Source organism: Arthrobacter sp. (genome assembly GCF_030540645.1).
Classification (GTDB): Bacteria; Actinomycetota; Actinomycetes; order Actinomycetales; family Micrococcaceae; genus Specibacter.
In genome coordinates, this window is record NZ_JAUNVV010000018.1 from 19,080 (window position 1) to 39,575 (window position 20,496).

Annotated in this window: 19 protein-coding genes; 11 read left to right on the forward strand and 8 right to left on the reverse strand. The window is 61.9% G+C overall.

Going from position 1 to position 20,496, the window contains the following annotated elements; all coding sequences use genetic code 11:
* Positions 1-93: 93 nt before the first annotated feature.
* Both Q4P21_RS05430 and Q4P21_RS05435 read left to right on the forward strand, forming a co-directional pair.
* Positions 94-1,476, forward strand: a complete 1,383-nt coding sequence (locus Q4P21_RS05430; RefSeq protein ID WP_303387796.1) for a flotillin family protein — start codon at positions 94-96, stop codon at positions 1,474-1,476.
* A 4-nt stretch (positions 1,477-1,480) separates the two neighbouring features.
* Positions 1,481-1,723 (forward strand): hypothetical protein, encoded by a 243-nt coding sequence (locus Q4P21_RS05435; protein WP_303387797.1) that lies wholly within the window; start codon positions 1,481-1,483, stop codon positions 1,721-1,723.
* 33 nt (positions 1,724-1,756) lie between these two features.
* On the opposite strand, the gene Q4P21_RS05440 is transcribed toward Q4P21_RS05435, so the two are convergent.
* Positions 1,757-2,347, reverse strand: coding sequence for a cysteine hydrolase family protein (locus tag Q4P21_RS05440; RefSeq protein WP_207346426.1), 591 nt, complete (start codon positions 2,345-2,347; stop codon positions 1,757-1,759).
* Between the two features lie 232 nt (positions 2,348-2,579).
* Between Q4P21_RS05440 and Q4P21_RS05445 the strand changes: the two genes are divergently transcribed.
* On the forward strand, positions 2,580-3,599 hold the full coding sequence (locus Q4P21_RS05445; protein WP_303387798.1) for a Gfo/Idh/MocA family protein: 1,020 nt from the start codon (positions 2,580-2,582) through the stop codon (positions 3,597-3,599).
* A 275-nt stretch (positions 3,600-3,874) separates the two neighbouring features.
* A complete protein-coding gene (locus Q4P21_RS05450) occupies positions 3,875-4,408 on the forward strand; it encodes a hypothetical protein (protein ID WP_303387799.1) in 534 nt (177 codons plus the stop codon).
* A gap of 156 nt (positions 4,409-4,564) precedes the next feature.
* Here the strand turns inward: Q4P21_RS05450 and Q4P21_RS05455 are convergent, their stop codons facing one another.
* The 3 genes from Q4P21_RS05455 to Q4P21_RS05465 are packed head-to-tail and all read right to left on the reverse strand — an operon-like array spanning position 4,565 to position 7,418.
* Positions 4,565-5,335 carry a spermidine synthase gene (locus tag Q4P21_RS05455; protein ID WP_303387800.1) on the reverse strand — a complete coding sequence of 257 codons (771 nt, stop codon included), beginning with the start codon at positions 5,333-5,335 and terminating at the stop codon, positions 4,565-4,567.
* Positions 5,335-6,531: an aminotransferase class I/II-fold pyridoxal phosphate-dependent enzyme gene (locus Q4P21_RS05460; protein ID WP_303387801.1), complete on the reverse strand. Its 1,197-nt coding sequence runs from the start codon at positions 6,529-6,531 to the stop codon at positions 5,335-5,337. The genes Q4P21_RS05455 and Q4P21_RS05460 overlap by 1 nt, the downstream gene beginning before the upstream one ends.
* Positions 6,528-7,418: an SDR family oxidoreductase gene (locus Q4P21_RS05465; protein ID WP_303387802.1), complete on the reverse strand. Its 891-nt coding sequence runs from the start codon at positions 7,416-7,418 to the stop codon at positions 6,528-6,530. Before Q4P21_RS05465 ends, Q4P21_RS05460 begins: the two co-directional genes overlap by 4 nt.
* A 104-nt stretch (positions 7,419-7,522) precedes the next feature.
* On the opposite strand from Q4P21_RS05465, the gene coaD reads away from it, so the two are divergent.
* The 6 genes from coaD (at position 7,523) to mutM (ending at position 12,443) form a co-directional block, all read left to right on the forward strand.
* The gene (coaD, locus tag Q4P21_RS05470) at positions 7,523-8,044 is read left to right on the forward strand and encodes a pantetheine-phosphate adenylyltransferase (RefSeq protein ID WP_303387803.1); all 522 of its coding nucleotides are present in this window, start codon (positions 7,523-7,525) and stop codon (positions 8,042-8,044) included.
* A gap of 395 nt (positions 8,045-8,439) precedes the next feature.
* Positions 8,440-9,546: a S1C family serine protease gene (locus Q4P21_RS05475; protein WP_303387804.1), complete on the forward strand. Its 1,107-nt coding sequence runs from the start codon at positions 8,440-8,442 to the stop codon at positions 9,544-9,546.
* A gap of 323 nt (positions 9,547-9,869) precedes the next feature.
* Positions 9,870-10,349: a DUF177 domain-containing protein gene (locus Q4P21_RS05480; RefSeq protein WP_207346187.1), complete on the forward strand. Its 480-nt coding sequence runs from the start codon at positions 9,870-9,872 to the stop codon at positions 10,347-10,349.
* A gap of 57 nt (positions 10,350-10,406) precedes the next feature.
* Positions 10,407-10,610: a 50S ribosomal protein L32 gene (gene rpmF / locus Q4P21_RS05485; RefSeq protein WP_044579357.1), complete on the forward strand. Its 204-nt coding sequence runs from the start codon at positions 10,407-10,409 to the stop codon at positions 10,608-10,610.
* Positions 10,611-10,671: 61 nt separating this feature from the next.
* Positions 10,672-11,460, forward strand: coding sequence for a ribonuclease III (gene rnc, locus Q4P21_RS05490; RefSeq protein WP_303387805.1), 789 nt, complete (start codon positions 10,672-10,674; stop codon positions 11,458-11,460).
* Positions 11,460-12,443 (forward strand): bifunctional DNA-formamidopyrimidine glycosylase/DNA-(apurinic or apyrimidinic site) lyase, encoded by a 984-nt coding sequence (gene mutM / locus Q4P21_RS05495; RefSeq protein ID WP_303387806.1) that lies wholly within the window; start codon positions 11,460-11,462, stop codon positions 12,441-12,443. The genes rnc and mutM overlap by 1 nt, the downstream gene beginning before the upstream one ends.
* A 134-nt stretch (positions 12,444-12,577) precedes the next feature.
* Here mutM and Q4P21_RS05500 read toward each other — a convergent pair whose 3' ends face one another.
* From Q4P21_RS05500 to Q4P21_RS05515, 4 genes are all read right to left on the reverse strand, one after another.
* On the reverse strand, positions 12,578-13,546 hold the full coding sequence (locus Q4P21_RS05500) for a type IV toxin-antitoxin system AbiEi family antitoxin domain-containing protein (RefSeq protein WP_303387807.1): 969 nt from the start codon (positions 13,544-13,546) through the stop codon (positions 12,578-12,580).
* 211 nt (positions 13,547-13,757) lie between these two features.
* Positions 13,758-14,759 (reverse strand): NAD(P)-dependent oxidoreductase, encoded by a 1,002-nt coding sequence (locus tag Q4P21_RS05505; protein ID WP_303387808.1) that lies wholly within the window; start codon positions 14,757-14,759, stop codon positions 13,758-13,760.
* The gene (locus Q4P21_RS05510) at positions 14,756-17,359 is read right to left on the reverse strand and encodes an alpha/beta fold hydrolase (protein ID WP_303387819.1); all 2,604 of its coding nucleotides are present in this window, start codon (positions 17,357-17,359) and stop codon (positions 14,756-14,758) included. The genes Q4P21_RS05505 and Q4P21_RS05510 overlap by 4 nt, the downstream gene beginning before the upstream one ends.
* A gap of 65 nt (positions 17,360-17,424) precedes the next feature.
* Positions 17,425-18,450 (reverse strand): 3-oxoacyl-ACP synthase III, encoded by a 1,026-nt coding sequence (locus Q4P21_RS05515; protein WP_303387809.1) that lies wholly within the window; start codon positions 18,448-18,450, stop codon positions 17,425-17,427.
* A gap of 272 nt (positions 18,451-18,722) precedes the next feature.
* On the opposite strand from Q4P21_RS05515, the gene Q4P21_RS05520 reads away from it, so the two are divergent.
* Positions 18,723-20,496: chromosome segregation SMC family protein (locus Q4P21_RS05520; protein WP_303387810.1), on the forward strand; the 1,774-nt coding region annotated here is incomplete at its 3' end.

Below are 20,496 nucleotides of genomic sequence, written 5' to 3' on the forward strand. Positions count from 1 at the left end.
CAAAAGCACAGTTAAAGTCAAGAATTGCGGAGTATTTTTGGTTGTGTGGAATCCATCTTAACGGAGGCTTCCACCGCTGAAAGGACTTCGGTCATGCAAAACTTCACCCCGTTCATTCCGTTCGTCGTCGTGGTGGTTGCCCTGGTCATCGTGGCGCTGCTGCTTAGGGCTGCCGTGAAAATGATGTGGAAGGTGGCCGAGCCCAACGAGGCATTGATCATCTCCGGGTTCACACGTGGAAGCGCAGGAACCACAGACGGCATGGATTTCAAGATTGTCACCGGTACAGGAGCGTTCGTACTCCCGGGCCTGCAGACTGTCCGGGCATTGTCCCTGACCTTGAACGAGACCGAGCTGCAGGTCAATTGCGTGACCTCACAGGGCATACAGGTAGTGGTCCAAGGTGTTGTCATCTTCAAGATCGGGGACTCCACACCCTTTATAGCCAATGCAGCCCGGCGCTTTTTGGGCCAGCAGGCCAAGATGGAAAGCCAGGTGTACAACGTTTTTGAAGGGCATCTTCGGTCGATCATCGGCAGCATGACCGTGGAGGAGATTATCCGGGAGCGTGACAAACTCGCCTCTCAGGTGCGCAGTGCCAGCGGCACGGAAATGGAAAAGCTGGGATTGGTCGTTGACTCGCTGCAGATCAAGGACTTGGAGGACCCCACCGGGTACATCCAAAATCTGGCCAAACCGCACATCGCGCAAGTCAAGATGGAGGCCAGAATTGCAGAGGCCACCAGCAACCGGGAGGCAGCCGAAAAAGAAGCCGAAGCCGCATCCCTGATTGCCGATGCACAAAGCCTCTCAGCCATCAGACAGTCGGCAGCCCAAGCCAACGCAGAGACAGCCCGTGCGAACGCCGCCCAAGCAGGACCGCTGGCAGATGCCACGGCGCGCCAGCAGGTTGTGGTTCAGGAAACCGAAGTGGCGAAACTTGAAGCGGACAGGGAAGAACAGAAGCTTCAAACCACCATCCGCAAGCCAGCCGACGCCAGGGCATACTCCCAACGCACGGAAGCTGAAGCGCAAAAGTCCGCTGACATCAGCGCTGCAGAGGCCCGGGCCAAAAAGACCGAGCTGGAAGCGCAGGCCAACGCGACGGCGGCTGCTGCCACCGCGGGAGCGACACGCCTTACCGGCGAGGCTGAGGCCGCCGCAACGAAAGCCCGCGGCGACGCGGCTGCATCCTCCATCAAGGCCAAGGCGTTGGCCGAGGCGGATGGCATCAAGGCCCGTGCCGAGGCGCTGGGAACGAACCAGGACGCCGTCATATCCCAGCAGCTGGCTGAAAACATGCCGGCCATCGTGGCGGCTGCAGCGGAGCCCTTCGCGCATGTGGGCCAACTGACAGTGCTCAACGGCGGAGACGGCATCAACAACATGGTCGCAGGGATCATGTCACAGGTGGGCAACTACCTCCCTGAATTAACGGCCGCACTGAAGCGCCGGCCCCCAACGAATCAGGATTGATGGCATGCGTAGCGAGCTGGACAGGAGCCTGACGGGGAAAATTGGCCGTGTTTCGGGCACCGTTGGGCCGCAGACCCTGGGGGAAGTCATGCTGGAGGTGCGCGGGGGTACGTCTGGATACCCGGCCCGCCCTTACGACGGAAGTACCATTTACAATGTGGGCGAGCGGGTTCTCGTCATGTACTTGGAACCGCCACAAACCGTCTATGTCGAGGCCCTGCCTGAATTTCTTCAACATCCCCAGTAGTAGTGTGGCGGCACAGGATCCTGCCTCAGGTGGTCAACGTGCCCAGGTCAGTTCCTTGGAGTTCGTGATCGAGGCCAGAAGCCCGAGCGATTGGATGCTTGCGGCGTGGGCATCCGGGGTTGCGGCCGAACAAGCATCTTCCACGATGGCAACGTTATAGCCGTGGTCCGAGGCTGCACGTGCAGAGCTTTCCACCGAGATGTTGGTGGCGACTCCGGCGAAGACCAGAGTTTCGATCCCTTGGGCTGCGAGGATTTTTGCAAGCTCGGGTGTGAATCCGCCTACTCGTTGATTGGTCACCACCAGATCATTTTCCTTCGGCGTGAGTGGTTCTATGAAGTTCGTGGATTGGGCCCCGTGCTTGAGGGATCCCCTTTCCCGCGCGATCTGCAGCAGTGGGGAGTTGGCATTCAAGTCGCTGTAGTCGGGGCTGTACGCGATCTGTGTGTAGATCACTGTTGCGCCCGCTTCCCGGGCGCTGTCCAGGAGGCCCGAGAGCTTGTTCACGACACCACGGTTCACCACTTCGTCGTGGAAAAAGTCAGCAAAGGCACCGTCGGCGCCAATGATGTCGCCTTGACAGTGGATGGCGATAAAGGCTGTCGTTTCCGGATCAAGATTCATATCAATGCCTCACTTCTGCATGGTATTTGATGTGGTTTTCTCCTTCAAGGTGCCTGAATGGCGACTCGAAATGCATCGCACAGCTCGGCTGCCCACGTCTGGCTCACCGTAGCTGTTCTGCCTGGATATGTCATGTGGGGCCATGACGAAGTCCCCTATGACCCCGGGTAGTAAGGTGGGGCCTGTCTCATGATTGACCGGCAGCAGGTCTCACCTACACTTGGGAGTCTTCGTGAATCAACTACGGATCGGTCTTATTGGTGCCGGTGGCATAGCCGGAGCGCACATTGCCGGGTGGCAGCAACTCGGGGCTCATGTATCTGTGTATTCACGGTCCGGTGCTGCCGCTCTTGTCGAGCAATATGGCATTGACGATGTGGGCTCGCTTGAGGCCCTGTTGGAAGTCTCGGACATGGTCGGGATACTCACACCCACCCCCTCACATTATGGCTACGCCATGGCAGCTTTTGCCGCAGGCAAGGACGTGATCTGCGAGAAGCCGCTGGCAGAAACGTTTGAACGCGCAGCCGAGATGGCCAATGCCGCACTGGCCGCTGGCGTGCGGCTGTTCCCAGCCCACGTGGTGCGGTTCTTCCCCGACTACGCATTGGCGAAGGAACAACTGGACAGTAGAGCGGTCGGAGTTCCGGCCGCATTGGAACTGAGCCGGGCCGGGGCCGCCCCAGCTGCCGGATCCTGGTTCTTTGACGAAGCCCAAGGCGGCGGCATTGTCCGCGACCAGATGATTCATGATCTTGACCAGGCCAGTTGGCTTGCCGGTGACGTTACCCGGGTGTTTGCCGAGCAAGACCCGCCCAGTGTTGACGGGATACTGCCGCGCCCCGTCACAGCACAGGTCGAGTTGACGCATCAGAACGGCGCTATCAGCCAGTTGCTCGGCGAATGGGGCCCGGACACGTTGCGCTTCAGCACGAGCCTGCGCGTTGAAGGCCCGGGTGGGACCATCTCCTTTACTTCTCCACGCAACGCTGGCGGTAGTAAGGATGAACAACCCTCCGAAAACGGCAGCGCTGGCCATCTGCCAGAGTTGGATGTGGCTGACAGTCCGTACACACGTCAAAATGCCGAATTTGCCGCAGCCCGCGCATCAGGAAAACCTTCGCGTGTCAGCCCGGCAGACGGTGTCATCGCCGTGGCGCTGGCCGAAGCTGCTGCAGAATCCATCCGGTGTGGCCATGCCGTGGATTTTTCCAACGAAGCCGTGCTGGCATTGCTGCATTCTGAGAATTGACGTCCAAAGTGAACATTAGAAAGCTGTGAGCTTCGCCATAGCGCAAATTTCTTGTTGAAAAGCTACTCGGGTTGGACGGCTCCAGCCGCGGTAATTCCGGTGGGAAGCTTGCAGCCATGCGGAAGTGCAGCAGGGCGCCGCGCGCAAAGCGACGGAAGTGGAATCGCATCGTTGAGCACGCGCGTCAGCGTAAATGTGCTCGATTATGAGAGAATCCGAGCTTTTTCGCCACCTGCCAAGTTTGCCCCAAGGTGCCGGTGGGCAATCATCGATACATGACCACTCAGAAGAAATCAGCTAAAAAACTTTCCCTGCCGCTCTTTGCAGGAGTCACTTTGATGATGCTGGGCCTGAGCCTAGCCGGATGTTCCACGAATGACCCGGCTCCGGCCGCTAACTCCACGAGCACTGTCGATGCAACGCAGGGGGCCGCTGTGCCTGTCATGGATCCCGCTACGCCGGCTGCCGCCACGGCAGCCCCGGCCAGCCAAGAAGCTCCCGCTGAGCGAAAGGTGACTCTCCATGTTGAAGGCGCAAAGAGCGATGCGCTCGTCAAAGCCCTGGTGGTCACCGCCGACGGCAAGGAAAGCGGCGGGGAGATGAAGACGGAGCAACTGCCGTTCAACCAAGAACTCACCTTGCCGGCAGACTCCACGTTCACCAAGATCCTGGTTCTGGGCAAGTACGCCTCGGGGGCCACAGGTGAAATCTCCTGCTCCATCAGCATTGATGGCAAGGAAGTTGCGGCACAGAAGTCCGACAACCACAAGCCTGCAGAGTGCCTGTTCGTCGAAAAGGGTTCCAACTAGCGAACCTCCTCCCATGATGGGAGGGCAATGATTTAAGTTCTGGCCGCAAGGAAACTGCTTCCTTGCGGCCAGAACTCTTTCACTGGTCGGCACGTCTTGTAGTCAGGGACTGAGCGTAGCCACCGTGTTTCCCGGGAGTCGTCCCGCTGCCGGATCTCAGCCGGTGAGCTCGTCCAGTTCGACGCCGGTCAGCACCGTGGCCGGGTGTGGCCCGGCTGCCACCAGCGCCTGTGCCCAGCCCTCCGGCCACGGCCCATTCTTTCCCAACAGGATGATATTGCCGGGATAGCGGCGGGTGAACAGCATGCTGGTGCCGTAAGCGGCCACCTGCTCCAGGCTCTCCTGCAGTGCCCGAGTTTGGCTCGTCACGAGGGTGAAGCCCGGCTCGTCGCCCACGTTGACTGCCAGGATTCCTTCCGGCGTCAGCACTGCCGCCGCTTCGCGGTAAAAATCTGCGCAAGCCAGGTGGGCAGGAGCATCCGGGCCGCTGAAAATGTCCAGGATGACGACGTCGAACTTGAGTCCGGCGGGCAGGGCGGCAAGTTCTTCACGGGCATCGCCCACATGGCTTGTCAGCTCGGTCCCCTCCGGCAGGGGCAGTTGGTCAAGGACGAAGTCCAGCAGTTCGCGTTCCAATTCCACGGCATGCTGCACTGAACCTGGTCGGGTGGCCTGGATGTACCGGGCCAGTGTCAGCGCACCGGCGCCCAGATGCAGCGCCGTGATGGGCTCGCCGGGGGACTTGAGCAGGTCCACGGCGTTGGCGATCCGGCGCAGGTATTCGTAAAAGACGTCTTGTGGTTCGGCCAGGTTCACATGCGACTGTTCGGCACCGTTGATGCTCAAGACGAACGCGTTCTCGTGCCAGGGGTCGGGGTCCACCGTGGCATGGACACCGCTGGTGCGCAGGAAACGGCTGACCGTCATCAGATCTTGTCCCTGAGCGTGGCCAGACGCCCGGCTGCCTGCTCCAGCAGCGGGACCTGTTTGCAAAACGCGAAACGCAGAAGTGAACGGGTGCGCGTGGCTCCTTCCGGGTGGCAGAACACCGGGACGGGAATGGCAGCCACACCGACGAGTTCAGGCAGTCTGCGGGCCAGGGCGGTGGCGTCGGTGATGCCCAGTTTTTGGGTGTCCGCGTTGATGAAGTACGTTCCCTGGGGAAGATACACGTCAAAGCCGGCCGCGCGCAGGCCCTCGGCGAGGATGTCGCGCTTGCGGGCCAGTGTTGCGGCCGCATCGGTGAAAAATTCGTCGTCCATGCGCAGCCCGGCGGCAATGGCGCCCTGGAACGGTGTGCCGGAGGAGTAGCTCAGGAACTGCTTCACGGTCCGGGCCGCAGCCACGAGCTCGGCCGGGCCGGACAGCCAGCCGATCTTCCAGCCGGTGAAGGAGAACGTCTTCCCGGCGGAGGAAATGGTGAGCGTGCGCTCAGCGGCACCGGGCAGAGTTGCCACGGGTATGTGCCGGGGACCGAACGTCAGGTGCTCATAGACCTCGTCGGTGAGGATGACGGCGTCGTACTTGATGGCCAGGCGCACCACTTCGTTGAGCACCTCCACCGGGAACATTGCGCCGGTGGGGTTGTGCGGATTGTTGATGATGACCATCTTGGTGCGCGGGCTGAAGCTGTTTTCCAGCGCGGCCACATCAGGCATGAAGTCCGGAGCAAGAAGGGCCGCGGTGGTGTGGGTGGCGCCGCTGAGGCCGATCATCGCGCCGTAGGAATCGTAGAAGGGCTCGAAGGTGAGGACTTCATCCCCTGGGCCGGTCAGCGCCAGGATGGTGGCGGCAATGGCCTCGGTGGCACCGGTGGAGATGATGATTTCAGTCTCGGGATCGGGGGTGAGCCCGTAGAAGCGGTTCTGGTGCTCGGAGACGGCACGGCGCAGATCGAGCAGTCCCTTGCCTGGGGCGTATTGGTTCTCGCCGCGGGCGATGGCTTCCTGGGCCAGGCGGTTGAGCTCGGCCGGACCGTCTTCGTCGGGGAAGCCCTGCCCCAGATTGATGGCGTTGTGTTGGTTGGCCAGTGTGGTGATTTCCTCGAAGATGGTCACCCCCAGTGTTCCGTCCGAGCTCAGCAGGTTGGCTCCTTCTGCGGTGCGTTGCCAAGGTGTGCTCACGGCAGCTCCTTTGTTGCTGGTGCCGAGGTTGCTGCTGGTGTGGAAGTTGCCGGGGCTTGGCGGCCGGTGAAATGGTCCATGCTGTTGTACACCTTGAATACGTTACCGGCCACGGCGTCCCACGCCCTAGTAGGCAGAACCCCGCGCAGCCCCATGGCCAGCTTGGCTGTCCATGGCGTCAGCTTGATGGGTGTACCCGACAGCATGGCCTGCCACGCCCGCTCCACGGCGGTGTCCGGGCTCATGATGGGCGTCAGCAGCGGGCCCTTGACTCCTTCAAACATGCCTGTGCTGATGTAGCTGGGGCAGAACGTGGTGACTTTCACTGGGGAGTCGTGGCGCTCAAGTTCAAGACGCAGGGACTCGCCCCATCCGATGACGGCCCACTTGGATGCTGCGTAAACGCTCATGTTTGGATTGGCCAGGGTGCCAGCAGCTGAGGCGATGTTCAAGATGCGTTGCGCCGTGCCACGTTTCATCATGGCGGGCAGGAACTCCGCCGTAATGTACATGGGGGCCAGCGCATTGATATTCATGATGGCACGGGTGTGGCGTTCGGATTCGTGATCCCAAAATGGGCCACTCTTCACGATGCCGGCATTGTTGATGAGCAGGTCCGGGGCGTCGATGCCGTGCTCGTCCCGGAGGGCGGCGGCTGCAGCCTGGATGGTGGCCAGTTCGGAGACATCCACCTGCTGTTCCACCGCCTTGGCGCCGTGTGCGCGGACTTCACGGCCGACGTCGTTCATGGAAACCGGGTCCACATCCCACAACACCACGGTGGAGGCCCCTTCGTTGGCCGCACGCAGGGCGTACAGGCGCCCCATGCCCATGCCGGCACCTGTGACAAGGACGGTTTTGCCGCGGACGGAAAACTTTGGTTTCATGGTGATTCTCCTTTTATTGCGATACTGGCCAGTACAGCACAGAACATGCCGAACACGACGTAAACAATGGCCACCGCGTGTGGAAGTCGGCTAGATTCGTCAGTATGCGACGCGCCGTATGCCCCGGATCCTTTGACCCCATCCACAAGGGCCACATTGAAGTGATTGCCCGAGCGGCCGGACTATTCGACGAAGTCATTGTGGCGGTCTCCACGAACTACTCCAAGAGTTACCGCTTCACCCTCAATGAACGTTTGGAGCTGGCGAAGACGACATTTTCGGCGCTGTCCGGCATTGTGGTTGAGCCGATGGGGGAGGGGCTGCTGTCCCAGTTCTGCCATGCGCGCGGGGTCTCGGCGATTGTGAAGGGGCTGCGTTCTTCCTCCGACTTCGATTACGAGCTGCCCATGGCCACCATGAACCGTCAGCTCTCCGGCGTGGAGACGGTCTTCCTGCCGGGGGACAGCCGATATGTGCACCTTTCCTCCACTCTCATCAAGGAAATCCACACCTTAGGCGGGGACGTGTCCGACTATGTGCCCCGCGCCGTGCTGCGCAGGCTTCAAGGAGATGTGGGACCGGATACCCGGCCCGTCACCGTGGTGCAGAAGAAGAAGTGGGACTAATTCGACTCCTGCGCATGGTGCGGTTTGAACGTGCCGCCACTTTCAAAGCTGCGGCATATGCGCGGCGAATGGTGCGCGGCAGCTGAACTTTTCAGCTCCGAACTGGTGTGCAGGCTGGGTTAAAGTGTCGTGCCGGGAAATTGCTGCGCATTTGTGTGGTCAAAGCCGCCTGCAGGGTCTAGTTTTGAGGAACCCGGTCAGCGTCGACCGGATTTGAGTCCTGAAACGGACTGAACGAAGGACTCGACATGAAGAGCACGGCTTTTGTCAGGATTCTCGTTTGTTCAGCACTCGTTGCATCGTTGGCGGGCTGCGTTCCGGGTTCACCCACAGCGGGAGTCGCGCCACCGGCGTCCAATGGGGGTACCCCATCCGGAGCCGCCAGTGAACCTCCGATGGAAACAACGATTGCGCCTCAGCCCTCCGACACGGCAACGCCGACACCTTCGCCGTTGCTACCCACTTGGGAGCAAACAGCGGCCGAAGTCGGGACGGGAGTGGCCCGAATTTCAACCACCCTGTGTGCAGGTGCGAGCTCGACTGGCACCGGATTTCTAGTAGCCGAGAACTTCATCGTCACGGCGGCCCACGTGGTGCGGGGTGCAACTGCACTGGCCGTGCTTGTGAACGGTCAAGTCACCTCCGCGTCCGTGGTGGGACGTGACGACCAGCAGGACGTCGCCCTCATCAAAACCGGTGGACCGATCGATGGACATATGTTCAGGTTCTCCGATGGTGACCCGACCATGGGAGTCGATGTGGCTGCCTTTGGGTACCCCTGGGGTCAGCCCATCGGCATGACGAAAGGCACGATCAGCGGCGCAGATCGGCATTTCAACACCGAGTTTGGGGACCGCGGGCATCTGCTGCAAACGGATGCCTCAGTCAACCCTGGCAACAGCGGAGGACCCCTCACAGCACTCGACGGGACAGTCGTCGGAGTGGTCAGCGCCAAGTACCAGCCCGGCAGCGGGGAAATCGCCGAAAACATGGGGTACGCCGTGGCAGCGTCTGCGGTGCAGCCCCAGATTGACGCATGGTTGGAAAGCAACTCGGTGTTGAAACCTTCGAAGTGTGGTGATCAATATGAGGACGGATCAGGATCCTTTCCGATGATTAACAATTCGGATGCACCGGAAGCCAACGATGTTGCCCAGATGCTTTACGCCCACGGGCAAGCCATTAACCGCAGAGCCTACGAAGCTGCGTTTGCCGATTTCACAGCTGAAACAAAGGGTCAATTTGGTGGCGCGGACGCATGGAGCAAGGGCATGAAAAGCTCGTATTGGTCCCAACTGACACTTCAAGAGATCAGCAGCGGTGAGGGTATCGTGACCGCCTCAATCGTCCAGCAAACAAGCCAGAGCGCGGAACATGGTGTCAACGGCCAGACCTGCTCGGACTGGTCGATGGTGTATGACATAGTCTTTTCAGACGGAAAGTGGCTGATCAGCCGAGTGGTCTCCACGGACCCCGGAGGAGTCCCAGCCTCCTGCAGTTGATGCGCCACCACCCCGACGCAACGGTCACGGGCGGTGGAAGCCGGCCAGCCGCCGTCGGGCATCCTCAAAACAGTTGAGATTCACATCACGCGCGGCACGCCTCAACCAGTTCGCGTGAAGGGGTGGTGCTGTCGTAGACTGGATAAGGCCGATTTGGTCCGGCACCGCCCATTTTGATGCCCGTGAGCTTTCGGGCTAAGATGGTGCGTCGGTCATATGTTTGTACAGGAGTTCTCATTAGCGAAACCACGTTGGGCAGTAAGTCCAACCATGGCACGCCCCTTACCATTGGTGTCAGGGAGCTTGGGCGAAGCCCGGGCAACATGTGGAAGTTCAACGAACATGTACCCGTGCCGGAAGATTTTGGCACTCCGCTCATTGGCGTGACGCCCGGATCCAATTTGGATTTGGAACTCCGTTTTGAGGCCGTTCATGAAGGAATTCTTGTGTCGGGCAGTGTGCTTGTCGATGTGACAGGCCAATGCTCCCGCTGCTTGGAGACTTTTGAGGATGACCTTGAAGTCGATGTGCAAGAACTTTTCTTCTACGAGGAGCCGTCCGCGGATGTCCTTGCTGAAGGCGAAGATGAGCAACGTTGGGTCGAGCACGATTCTATCGATCTTGAACCGGTGTTGCGGGACGCAGTGGTAACCGCCCTGCCGTTCCAGCCGGTGTGCCGGGAAGACTGCGAGGGTCTGTGTTCCGAATGCGGAATTCACCTTGCGGATGAGCCGGGGCACCACCACGAGGTTGTAGATCCTCGGTGGGCTGCCCTACAGGGCTTTACCGGCGAAGAAAACTAGCAAAAAGTTTTACTTTCGGGCATGAGCCCGGACGTTATCGAGAGAAAAGAGTTTGCCGTGGCTGTTCCCAAGCGGAAGATGTCCCGTGCCAATACGCGCGCACGCCGTTCCCAGTGGAAGGCCACCGCGCCTGCTCTGGTCAAGACCATTGAAAACGGCCAGGTTGTTTACAGCCTGCCGCACCAGGCCAAGGTCGTTACCGACTCAGCCGGTACCGCACTGTTCCTGGAATACAAGGGCCGTAAGGTTGCCGACGTCTAAGACGTCCGTTCGGCCAACAGGTCCGATCGTTTAGTGGTAAATAAAATGTTGCAGGAGTGCCATGTCCGCTGATCTTCCCTCACCGAAGCTCACGGATGGACATAAACTGCTGATGAAGCGTCTCGGTGTCAGTATTGATGCCGGGACGCTTCGTCTTGCCCTGACACACCGGTCCTACGCTTATGAGAACGGCGGACTGCCCACCAACGAACGCCTTGAGTTCCTCGGCGATTCCATCCTGGGCTTCTCCGTCACGGAAGCGCTGTACCGAGACAATCCTGATCTTCCCGAAGGCGAGCTGGCCAAGCGCCGTTCCGCGGTGGTCTCCACGCGGGCCCTGGCCAGCATTGGTCGCGGATTGGGTGTTGGTGAATTCATTTACCTAGGCCAGGGGGAGCGCCTCACCAAAGGTCGCAACAAGTCCTCCATCCTGGCCGACACCATGGAAGCCCTCATCGGAGCCACGTACATCACCCACGGCATTGAAGTGGCCCGTGAGTTGGTCATGCGCCTTGTGGGACCGTTGCTCGCTGATTCCGATGTCCTGGGTGCTGGCACCGACTGGAAAACCAATATCCAGGAAATCTCATCCGCCCGTCACCTCGGCGCCATCGTGTATGAAATCACCGGCACCGGCCCTGACCACGACCGCAGCTTTGAAGCGCGGTTGCTCATCGGTGGACACCTGTATGGAACCGGCAGGGGCCCATCCAAAAAGGAAGCCGAACGATCGGCCGCTGCCGTTGCATGGCTTGAATTGCAAAAACGCTTCAGCGAAGGTTCCGGGCCTATCGAAGACTCGCCCGCCTCAGCTGCGGCATCCGCCAGCCCGGACACTTCCGCAAAATAATGCCCGAGCTTCCCGAAGTCGAGGTTGTCCGCCGCGGCCTTGAACGGTGGATTGCAGGCCGACGCATAGAGGACGTCTCCGTAGTTGACCCCCGCTCGATCCGCCGCCACACCCTCGGGGTGGAGGATTTCCGCGGGAACCTCATGGGCGCAACCGTGCTTGAGGTAGTGCGACGCGGAAAGTTCCTCTGGATGCCGTTGAGCGATGACCCCGCCAGTACAGCCCCTCCTCACACGGCCCTCATGGCGCACTTGGGGATGAGCGGGCAGCTTCTCGTGGAGTCCCCGGAACAGCCGTACGAAAAACACCTGAAGGTGCGTTTTAGTTTTTCTCCCCGCGCGGATGCCCCGCAGGAATTGCGTTTCGTCGACCAGCGAATTTTCGGCGGGCTGTTTGTCACCTCCCTCATTCCGACGCCGGACGGCGGCCCGGGCGGATGCGGCACCTCACTGCGTGGTGGCCAGAACGCACTAGGTAGTGAAGCCGCTTTGGCCTTGATTCCTGATGCGGCCGCCCATATTGGCCGGGATCCGCTTGACCCCTACTTTTCCGTTGAGAACCTCCACCAAAAACTGCGGTCCCGCAAGACGGGGCTCAAGCGTGCCCTGCTCGACCAGGCCCTTGTATCCGGCATTGGCAATATCTATGCCGACGAAGCCCTGTGGCTGGCAAGGATGCACTATGCCCGCCCCACGGACACTCTTCGACGTCCTGACACCGACCGGATCATCGATGCGGCGCGGTCAGTCATGTCGCGTGCCCTGGACGCTGGCGGCACCAGTTTTGATTCGCTGTACGTCAATGTGAACGGCGCCTCCGGCTACTTTGCCCGCTCGCTAAACGCTTACGGCCGGGAAGGGGAATCCTGTCCGCGGTGTGCGGAACTGGGGCTTTCCAGCCGCATTCGCCGGGACTCATTCATGGGCCGGTCCTCCTACAGCTGCCCGGTCTGCCAGCCGAAGCCGCGCAACGCCCGGCTCTAGCCCGCCCAGCCACGTTGTCCTCGAGTTCTGACCGGAGCTGCGAGATGCTTGGATGCACTGATGCATGTGCTGCTGCAGTCAGAAGCGGCGCTGCTGGTCACTCCGTGAACCGGGAAGTGCCCGCAGCAGCGTCCTCACGCAGCAGCCTGCTGCGCTGCCAGATAAGCTTTCATGATTCGATCCTTGAGCTGCTCTGGGTTGTTGAGGTGCTTCCACTTGATACGGATGAACCTCCAACCGTCCTCGATAAGGGAATTTTCGCGTTCACGTTCTTCCAGTAGTGCTTGTTCGGTGGATTGAGCATGTTCGAAGTATTTTGTTTCCCCGTCGAATTCTAGGATTAGCCGGATGTCTTGCCAGGCGAAGTCCACGCGGTACGTGCCGATACTCGTTTGGAGCGTGACCTGAAGTTCCGGCAGTTCGATCGGTAGTTCAGCCAAGATGAGACGGGTTCGGGTTTCACCTGCGGATTCGGACAAAGCGTTGAGCGAGTTGATGACGCGACGAGCACGTTTGATTCCGCGGCAGCCGTGAAACGAGGCTTGGAGTTTTTCGAGGTCGTGGAGGTTCAACCCGGTATGCAAAGCTGAATCACCAATAATGACCGCTTGCTCGAAGGTAGCCGTCATGGCGCATTGCAGGACTGTTCGCGGCAGAGCGGTGAATTTGGTCAACCCAGTCCCGGGGATGAAGCGTTGGACAATGTCCCGTGGGTCCAGGGTGGCGAAGTGGATGGCTACATCTTGTGATGTCCTCGACGGCGCGGCTCGGTATGGCGCACTGACATGGATGAGCCGGGAGCTGTCCCAGACTTGCAGCTTGTGCAGGCGTGCGGCGCTGAAATGTGAGTATACATACTGGCCGTTGGTGGCGAGGATGTGGCCCGTGAGTACCAACTTGTCCTTGTCCCATGGTCTACGATCACGCCACTGATGCATTGGAAGATACACCCCACGCCGCAGTCTGTGAAGTAGGCCATGCTGCAGACCAAACTTGATGGCCCTGGAATCCAGGCCAGCGTTAACCAACTCTCTGGTGGTGACCACCACGCGTTCTCTAGGCCAGCAGCGCTCGAACAGCTGGATTGCAGCGACTTTGTCCATAGCATCGAGTCTGGGAACTCTCATCCTCACGAACAAGAGGAAAAAGTGCTTTTCCGCGAATCTGTGGACAAGAAGCTCCAGGACCCGTAGAGAGACGGGCACGCCTTCTGACGGGAGCAGCAAAATGACCGGCCCAACCAAGCATTTCGCAGCTCAAGTCAGAGCCCGTAAAGACAAGGACTCGGTCGGAGGCCGAAGTGCAGGGGGCAGCTCAGTGCTGGTAGTACTCCGCCAGGCGGGCCAGGCCCTGATCAAGGCTCACCGCCGGCTTCCAGTCCAGAACTGCCTGTGTGTGTCGCTGATCGAACCAGTGGGCGGTGGAAAGTTGTTCAGCCAGGAAACGGGTCATGGGGGGCTCATCGTGGACCCAGCCGCGCGTTCCTGCCGCGGTCCAGACTTTTTCAATGGCGGTGCCTGCGCCACGGGCCAGCCAGCCGGGCACCGAATACGCCGGAGCGGGAACTCCAGCGGCAGCGCAGATGCCGGCAATGAGCTCACCCACCGGGCGTGGCTCACCGTTGGTCACTACCAGTGCCTGGCCGTGGGCGTAGTCCATGCGCTCCAATCCGCGCACAATCGCCTCGGCCGCATTGTCAACGTAGGTGGTGTCAATCAGGGCGCGGCCGCCGTCCAACAAGGGCAGTCTGCCTGCCCGGGAGCGTTCGACGATGCGTTCCACCAGTTGCGTATCTCCTGGCCCCCACACCACGTGCGGGCGGATGGCCGTGACCCGGAACGTAGGGGAGTCCTGGGCAAGCGCAATCTCCTCAGCCGCAGCCTTGGAGCGGGCGTAATGGCCGCGGGCGAAGTCAGGGCTGGCCGTCCCGGCCCCGGCACCGACAATCGAGGATCCCAGGTGGGCCACTGAGGGGGAGGAAACAAACACAAAGTCGCGAACGCCGGCACGCCGTGCAGCGGTGAGGAGCTGTCGGGTACCCACGATGTTGGTGGCCACAAAATCGCTCCACTCGCCCGTGAAAGACACTTTGGCAGCGAGGTGGATGACGGCGTCGACGCCGTGGACGGCCCGCGCTGCAATGTCTGGATCGGCCATGGACCCCTGCATGGAGTCCCAGTCCTGCTGCACGGCACGGCGCTGGAGCGTGAGCACGGAGTGGCCGCGGTCGTGCAGCAGCTGGGCCACCGCCTTGCCCAGCAGACCGCTGGCACCGGTGACAAGGATTCGCCTCCCCGTGGCCTCTGCGCCGCTCACGGGCGGCCCGGTTTCCCGCCGGACAGCATGCGCGCGGCCCACCTGGACAACTTGGCACGGTCAATCTTGGAATTGTGCCGCACATCCACCGGCATGGCGTCGATGGCCACTACGGCAGCCAGCGACAACCCGGTTTTCTTGGCCGCGGCACGAACAGCAGCCGCCAGCGAGGCAGGAGCCAATCCGGCACTTCGCACCGGCGGAACCGTCTCCACGATGGCCACTGCAGACTGGGTTCCGGCAGGACCCACTCCCACGACGGCAGCCCTGGCCACGTCACCGAGAAGCTCGATGGCCTGCTCAGCAGCGACAGGTGTGCGCACGCCGTCGGCGGTGCACAGAATATGTTCCATCCGGCCCTCGACCCACAACCTGCCCTCGGCATCCAGATGGCCAATGTCGCCGCTGCGGTGCCAGCCGTCAATGGAGGTGCTGTGCTGTTCGGTGATCCAGAGGCGGTCATAGCGTGCCTTGACGTGCGGGGCGCGCACCAAAATCTCACCACTGACTTCCGCCTCGGTGGTGGGCTCCGGGCGGACCGTACCGTCGTCGTTGATGGGGGCAATGGACACACTCGCCCCGCTGACGGGCGTGCCCACGCATACCCCGTTGCCGGCACCGGCGGCGCTGATCCCGGCCAGGTCGATGTCCGTCACCGGCAGCGCCTCCGTCATGCCGTAAGGGGTGTGCAGGGCGGCGTTGGGGGCCAGCTCCTGCACTTGGTGCAACAGCTGTTCTGCCAGCGGCGCACCGGCGGAAAGGACAAGTTCGACGGCGGTGAGCGCCTTGCGCTGCGCCGGTGAAAGTCCCGCAGCGGTCGCCACCACGTTGACCAGGGCAGCAGGGGAGGCAAAAACCACCGTCGCGTCAATGGCAGCGGCCGCGTTGGCCAGGGCCTGGGCCGTGAGGGTGCTCGGTGCAGTGACATCCATGTCGGGAGTGACGGTGGTGGCACCCAGCGCCGGGCCGAGCAGTGCGAAGGGCGCAAAGCCGGCCACAAGTGCCGTGCCGGCCTTGAGTGAGTACGTGGCCTTGAGCGTGTCCCGCATGGCGGCCAGGCGGCGGTGGGTGTAGACAACACCCTTTGCCGGTCCTGTGGAGCCGGAAGTGAAAAGCACGGCTGCGTCACTGTCGGGATCCGGCGCTGTGAAGGCGTGGCGGTTTCCGGCGAGATGTTGGGCCCGGCCGTTGGCCATGAGTTCTGGAATGGTCGCGCTCACGTTGAGCAGCTTCTTGCTCGCCGACGCCGTTGAAGCGTTAAAGTCCTCGGCCGCAATTTTGATGCCCGGCCAGTTGTACAAGCGTGCACCGGCAAGTGCCTTGTTGATACCTATCAAGTAGTCCGGCCCGGCGCCCTTGATGGCCCGGCCCAGGCCGCTGGTGCCCAAACCTGCATCTGCCACCACGATGATGGCGCCCAAGCGCAGGCAGGCGTAGATCAAGGTCGTCAGTTTGATGCCCGGCGGCACCAATAAACTGATCCGGTCTCCTGATCTGACGCCCAGCTCGCGCAGTCCTGCAGCGAGGTCGTCAACGTCGCGGGCCAGTTCGGCCCAGCTCAGTGTCCAGGAAGTACTTGCAGTAGCGTCCGGCAGCATGTCCACGACTGCAACGGACGTGTCCGTGCGGCGGGAGTCCAGTTCGGACAGCATGGGGACGTAATCTTGCTGAACTCGATCAGCAGTTTCGCCGGTTGTGCGTGCCGAAACCCGCTGGGCCAGCCAGGCAAAAGTGGGGACGGCGATGTCCCTGTCTTCTTGGACCAGGTGGCTGGCGCCTTCAAAGCGGTGCACGTCGGCCTGCGGCATGCGGGTGAGCAGATCACGCAGGTACCGGTCGGAAAACACGGGATCCTTGGGACCCCAGAACATCAGCACCGGAACTTCCAGTGTTGAAATGTCCGTGGACACGGCGTCCAAGGCAGCCCAGGAAGGGTGCGATTCGGTGGCGGGAATGTCGGCCACGAAGTTGCCCACCCCGGAACGTCGGGAGGCGTGGGCATAGGGAGCCATGAAAGCTGCGCGGACGTCGTCGCTCAAGGCGGGCTGGGCGAGACCATGCGTGATGGACAAAAAGGCGGGGGTCGCCGTCGTGCCCCAGGAGTGCACTGCGGGGTGCAGGGCAAGCTTTAGTGCCGGTGGCAGCGAGAAACCGGCGGGGTGGACGGCAGTATTGGTCAGCACCACACCGGCAAGCAGCTCGCGGTGACGGGTGGCCCAGCCCAGGGAGATTACGCCGCCCCAGTCGTGCCCCACGCTGACCACGGGGCCACTGAGTTCCAGTGCGTCGCTGAGGTCGCCCAAGTCGGTGATGCGGTCGGCCAAGCGGCGGAACGTTCCCGTGCGCTCGGAGAACCCCATGTCCAGCTGGTCTACGGCGACAACGCGCCAGGGGCCGCCTGCGGCGAGGGTGGCGGGGGAGGTGGCCTCGGCCAGCAGTGTGCGCCATAAATACGACCACGTCGGGTTGCCGTGTACGCAGAACAAGGTGCCCACGGGCTCCATGCCGGTGGCGGCGACGTCTTGCGCGTTGTCCAGCAGATGCCATTCGCGGCGGGTGCCGGGGGCGTCGACGGCGGCTGTGGAGGGGACCGAAAGCATGCGGCGCCAACGGGCCTTGACGCCGGGCCACGGATCGGGGAATTCAGTTGCGGGCAAGGAAACGCCTACCACTGAATCTCCATCATCGTCGTGTTGAGTCCGGAACCCACACCCATGCACAGCACGCGGTCGCCGGTGGAGAGTGTTTGGGATTCTTGCGCCAGGGTCATCGGCAGCGAAGCCGGGCCCACATTGCCCCACTTGGGGAACGTCATGGGCACCTTGGAACGGACCAGGTTCACGGCCTTGATGATGGCGTTCGTGTAGGAATTGGAGACCTGGTGGGTGACGTAGCGGTCCATGGCCCGCCAGTCCCAGCCGTCGCCGTGGGCTTCGTGCCAGGCGTCGGTGACAAGCTTCAAGCCGTTGTCCAGCAGGCCCTTGGTGTCGGTGAACATGCCGTCGGGGCCGCCCACGCACAGTTCGTGGTGCTGGGTGCCGGCGCGTGAGACGCCGCCCAGGATGCGGTGGCCGGCTGGGTGCATGTCTGCCGGGCCGATGACGGCGGCGGCCGCGCCGGAGCCCAGCGTCAGGGTGGCGAACTCGCGCAGGTAGTCATCGCGCGTGGAAGTTTCAGCATTCAGGCGTTTGAAGGTCGTCTCCTGCGTGGCCTGGGCGTCTTCACCCGCCACAATGAGCGCGTACTTGATCTGGCCCGAATCAATCATGTTCGCGGCCAAGGTCATTCCGTTGACAAAGCCCAGGCATGCGTTGGCCACGTCAAAGTTCATTGCCGAGGACGGCAGCCCCAGCCCGTTGTGGACCTTCACGGCCACCGAGGGCTCCAAGTTGCGGCGGGTCACGGAAGTATTGATCAGCAAGCCCACCTGCGAGGCCTCGATGCCGGATTCGGCCAGGGCCTTGGCACCGGCCTCAATGGCGGCGTCGTCAAAGGAGGTGCCCTCCGCCCACCAGCGTCGTTCCTCGACACCGGCAACACGCTCAAGCAGTCGCTTGGACAGGCGCAGTCGCTTCAGGCTCGGGGCCAGGCGCGTGTCAAAGTCGCTTGACTTGACAACTACTGGAGCCTCAACGCTGGAAACGGCGAGCAAGGCGGTGTTGTGGTGTCGAAACGTGGCATTGCCGATCAAGTTCCAGCCTTTTTCTTGAGATATATGCGGTGTTAGGGCCACCGGAAAACCAGTGAGGCCGAGTTGATTGCGGGGACACTGCGCCGACTTGGCTCGCGCAGGCCCTCGTGGTTCAATGCGGCCCACCCTTAACTATGCACCTTTGAAGGTGTTCATGCACATACGCGTTGATGTATACACGCCGTGTTCACGCATGAGCGCCCGGGTGCGATGAGCTATTTCACGGTAGATTATCATCTGAGAAACGTCGCCTTGCAGGAGAAGAAAACAGTTTGCATCTAAAAAGTCTTTCCGTGCGCGGGTTCAAGTCCTTCGCCTCGGCCACCACCTTCGACTTTGAACCAGGTGTGACAGCCGTTGTTGGGCCCAACGGTTCGGGTAAGTCAAACGTGGTGGATGCCCTGGCCTGGGTCATGGGCGAACAAGGTGCCAAGACCCTGCGCGGGGGCAAAATGGAGGACGTCATCTTTGCCGGGACGTCCGGTCGTCCGCCGCTGGGGCGCGCCCACGTGGCCCTGACCATTGACAACGCCGACGGCGCCCTGCCGATCGACTATGCCGAAGTCACCATTTCACGCACCTTGTTCCGTGCCGGAGGCTCCGAGTACGCCATCAACGGCACCTCTTGCCGGCTCCTTGACATCCAAGAGCTGCTTTCCGATTCCGGCTTGGGCCGGGAAATGCATGTCATTGTTGGCCAGGGCCAGTTGGACAAGGTACTGCACGCCACGCCGGAGGACCGGCGCGGCTTTATCGAAGAAGCCGCCGGCATCCTCAAGCACCGCCGCCGCAAGGAAAAGACCTTACGTAAGCTCGAGGCCATGTCAGCGAACCTGGCCCGACTCAGCGACCTCACCGGCGAGATCCGCCGCCAGCTGACACCACTGGGAAAACAAGCTGCCGTGGCCAGGCGGGCTCAAAGCGTGCAATTCGACCTGCGCGACGCCAAGGCCCGGCTGCTGGCCGATGACATTGTGCAGTTGCGCAACGCCGTGGACAAGGATGCCGCTGCCGAACTGGCCTTGAAAACCCGGCGCCAGGAAGTGGAAAAGCGCCTGCAGAGCAACCGGGAACACCAGGCCGCTTTTGAACAGCAGGCCGCTGCAGCCGCGCCCGTACTGAACGCTGCCCGGGACAATTGGTACCAGCTGTGCGCCACCCGCGAGCAACTGCGGTCCCTGGGCACCCTTGCCGCCGAACGCCAGCGCCACCTGGGCAGCACCGACGCCGTCGCGGACCCCAACCGCGACCCTGACAAGCTGGCCGGACAGGCTGCCCGGCTGCGCAGCGAAGAGGCGGAGCTGGACCTTGCCTTGGAGGAGCGGCGCTACGGCCTCGAAACAGCCATGGAGATCAAGGACGACGCCGAGACGGCCGTCCGCTCGGAGGAGACGCGGGTGCGCGAGCTGCTGCGTGCCACGGCGGACAGGCGCGAGTCGCTGGCCCGCCTCGCCGGGAAAGTGGCTGCGGCACGGAGTCGGGTCGAGTCGGCCGAAGCGGAAATCGGCCGCCTGCACCACAACAAGGCCGACGGTGCCGCACGCCATAGTGCCGCAGCTGAGGAATTTGCTGCCCTGGAATCCCAGGTTGCCGGCGTGGAAGCAGGCGAGGAGCGCCTTGACGCCGAGTACGAGTCCGCCGCCGCAGCCCTCGCCGCCGTCGATGAACAGATCAAGGCCAACAACGCCGCGCAGCTCGCCGTGGACCGCGAACGCGATTCCCTCACCGCCCGCCGGGACGCCCTCGCCGTTGGCCTGCTGCGCAAGGACGCCAGCGCGCACCTGCTGGCCGCCCGCCCCGAAGGCGTCATGGCGGCAATGGCTGAACTGCTGAGCGTGGTCCCGGGCCACGAAACCGCCATCGCTGCAGCGTTGGGCTCCATCGCCGAAGGGGTGGCGGTCAGTGACGCGGCAGCGGCCGTTCAGGCCCTTGAACTGATCAAGGCGGACGACGGCGGACGCGTCACGCTTGTGCTTGCCGCCAGCCCTGCGCACGCTGGAACTGCGCCTGGCTCAAACAGCGCAGGTGCTGACGGCGCCGGTGCTC

Bases quoted from the DNA above. Each gene is read 5' to 3' on its own strand.
- Q4P21_RS05480 (WP_207346187.1), top strand. From the start codon at position 9,870: ATGTGGAAGTTCAACGAACATGTACCCGTGCCGGAAGATTTTGGCACT.
- coaD (WP_303387803.1), top strand. From the start codon at position 7,523: ATGCGACGCGCCGTATGCCCCGGATCCTTTGACCCCATCCACAAGGGC.
- Q4P21_RS05440 (WP_207346426.1), bottom strand. From the start codon at position 2,347: ATGAATCTTGATCCGGAAACGACAGCCTTTATCGCCATCCACTGTCAA.
- Q4P21_RS05510 (WP_303387819.1), bottom strand. From the start codon at position 17,359: ATGCTTTCGGTCCCCTCCACAGCCGCCGTCGACGCCCCCGGCACCCGC.
- Q4P21_RS05450 (WP_303387799.1), top strand. From the start codon at position 3,875: ATGACCACTCAGAAGAAATCAGCTAAAAAACTTTCCCTGCCGCTCTTT.
- Q4P21_RS05430 (WP_303387796.1), top strand. From the start codon at position 94: ATGCAAAACTTCACCCCGTTCATTCCGTTCGTCGTCGTGGTGGTTGCC.
- Q4P21_RS05465 (WP_303387802.1), bottom strand. From the start codon at position 7,418: ATGAAACCAAAGTTTTCCGTCCGCGGCAAAACCGTCCTTGTCACAGGT.
- Q4P21_RS05435 (WP_303387797.1), top strand. From the start codon at position 1,481: ATGCGTAGCGAGCTGGACAGGAGCCTGACGGGGAAAATTGGCCGTGTT.
- Q4P21_RS05455 (WP_303387800.1), bottom strand. From the start codon at position 5,335: ATGACGGTCAGCCGTTTCCTGCGCACCAGCGGTGTCCATGCCACGGTG.
- mutM (WP_303387806.1), top strand. From the start codon at position 11,460: ATGCCCGAGCTTCCCGAAGTCGAGGTTGTCCGCCGCGGCCTTGAACGG.
- Q4P21_RS05475 (WP_303387804.1), top strand. From the start codon at position 8,440: ATGGAAACAACGATTGCGCCTCAGCCCTCCGACACGGCAACGCCGACA.
- rnc (WP_303387805.1), top strand. From the start codon at position 10,672: ATGTCCGCTGATCTTCCCTCACCGAAGCTCACGGATGGACATAAACTG.
- Q4P21_RS05500 (WP_303387807.1), bottom strand. From the start codon at position 13,546: ATGGACAAAGTCGCTGCAATCCAGCTGTTCGAGCGCTGCTGGCCTAGA.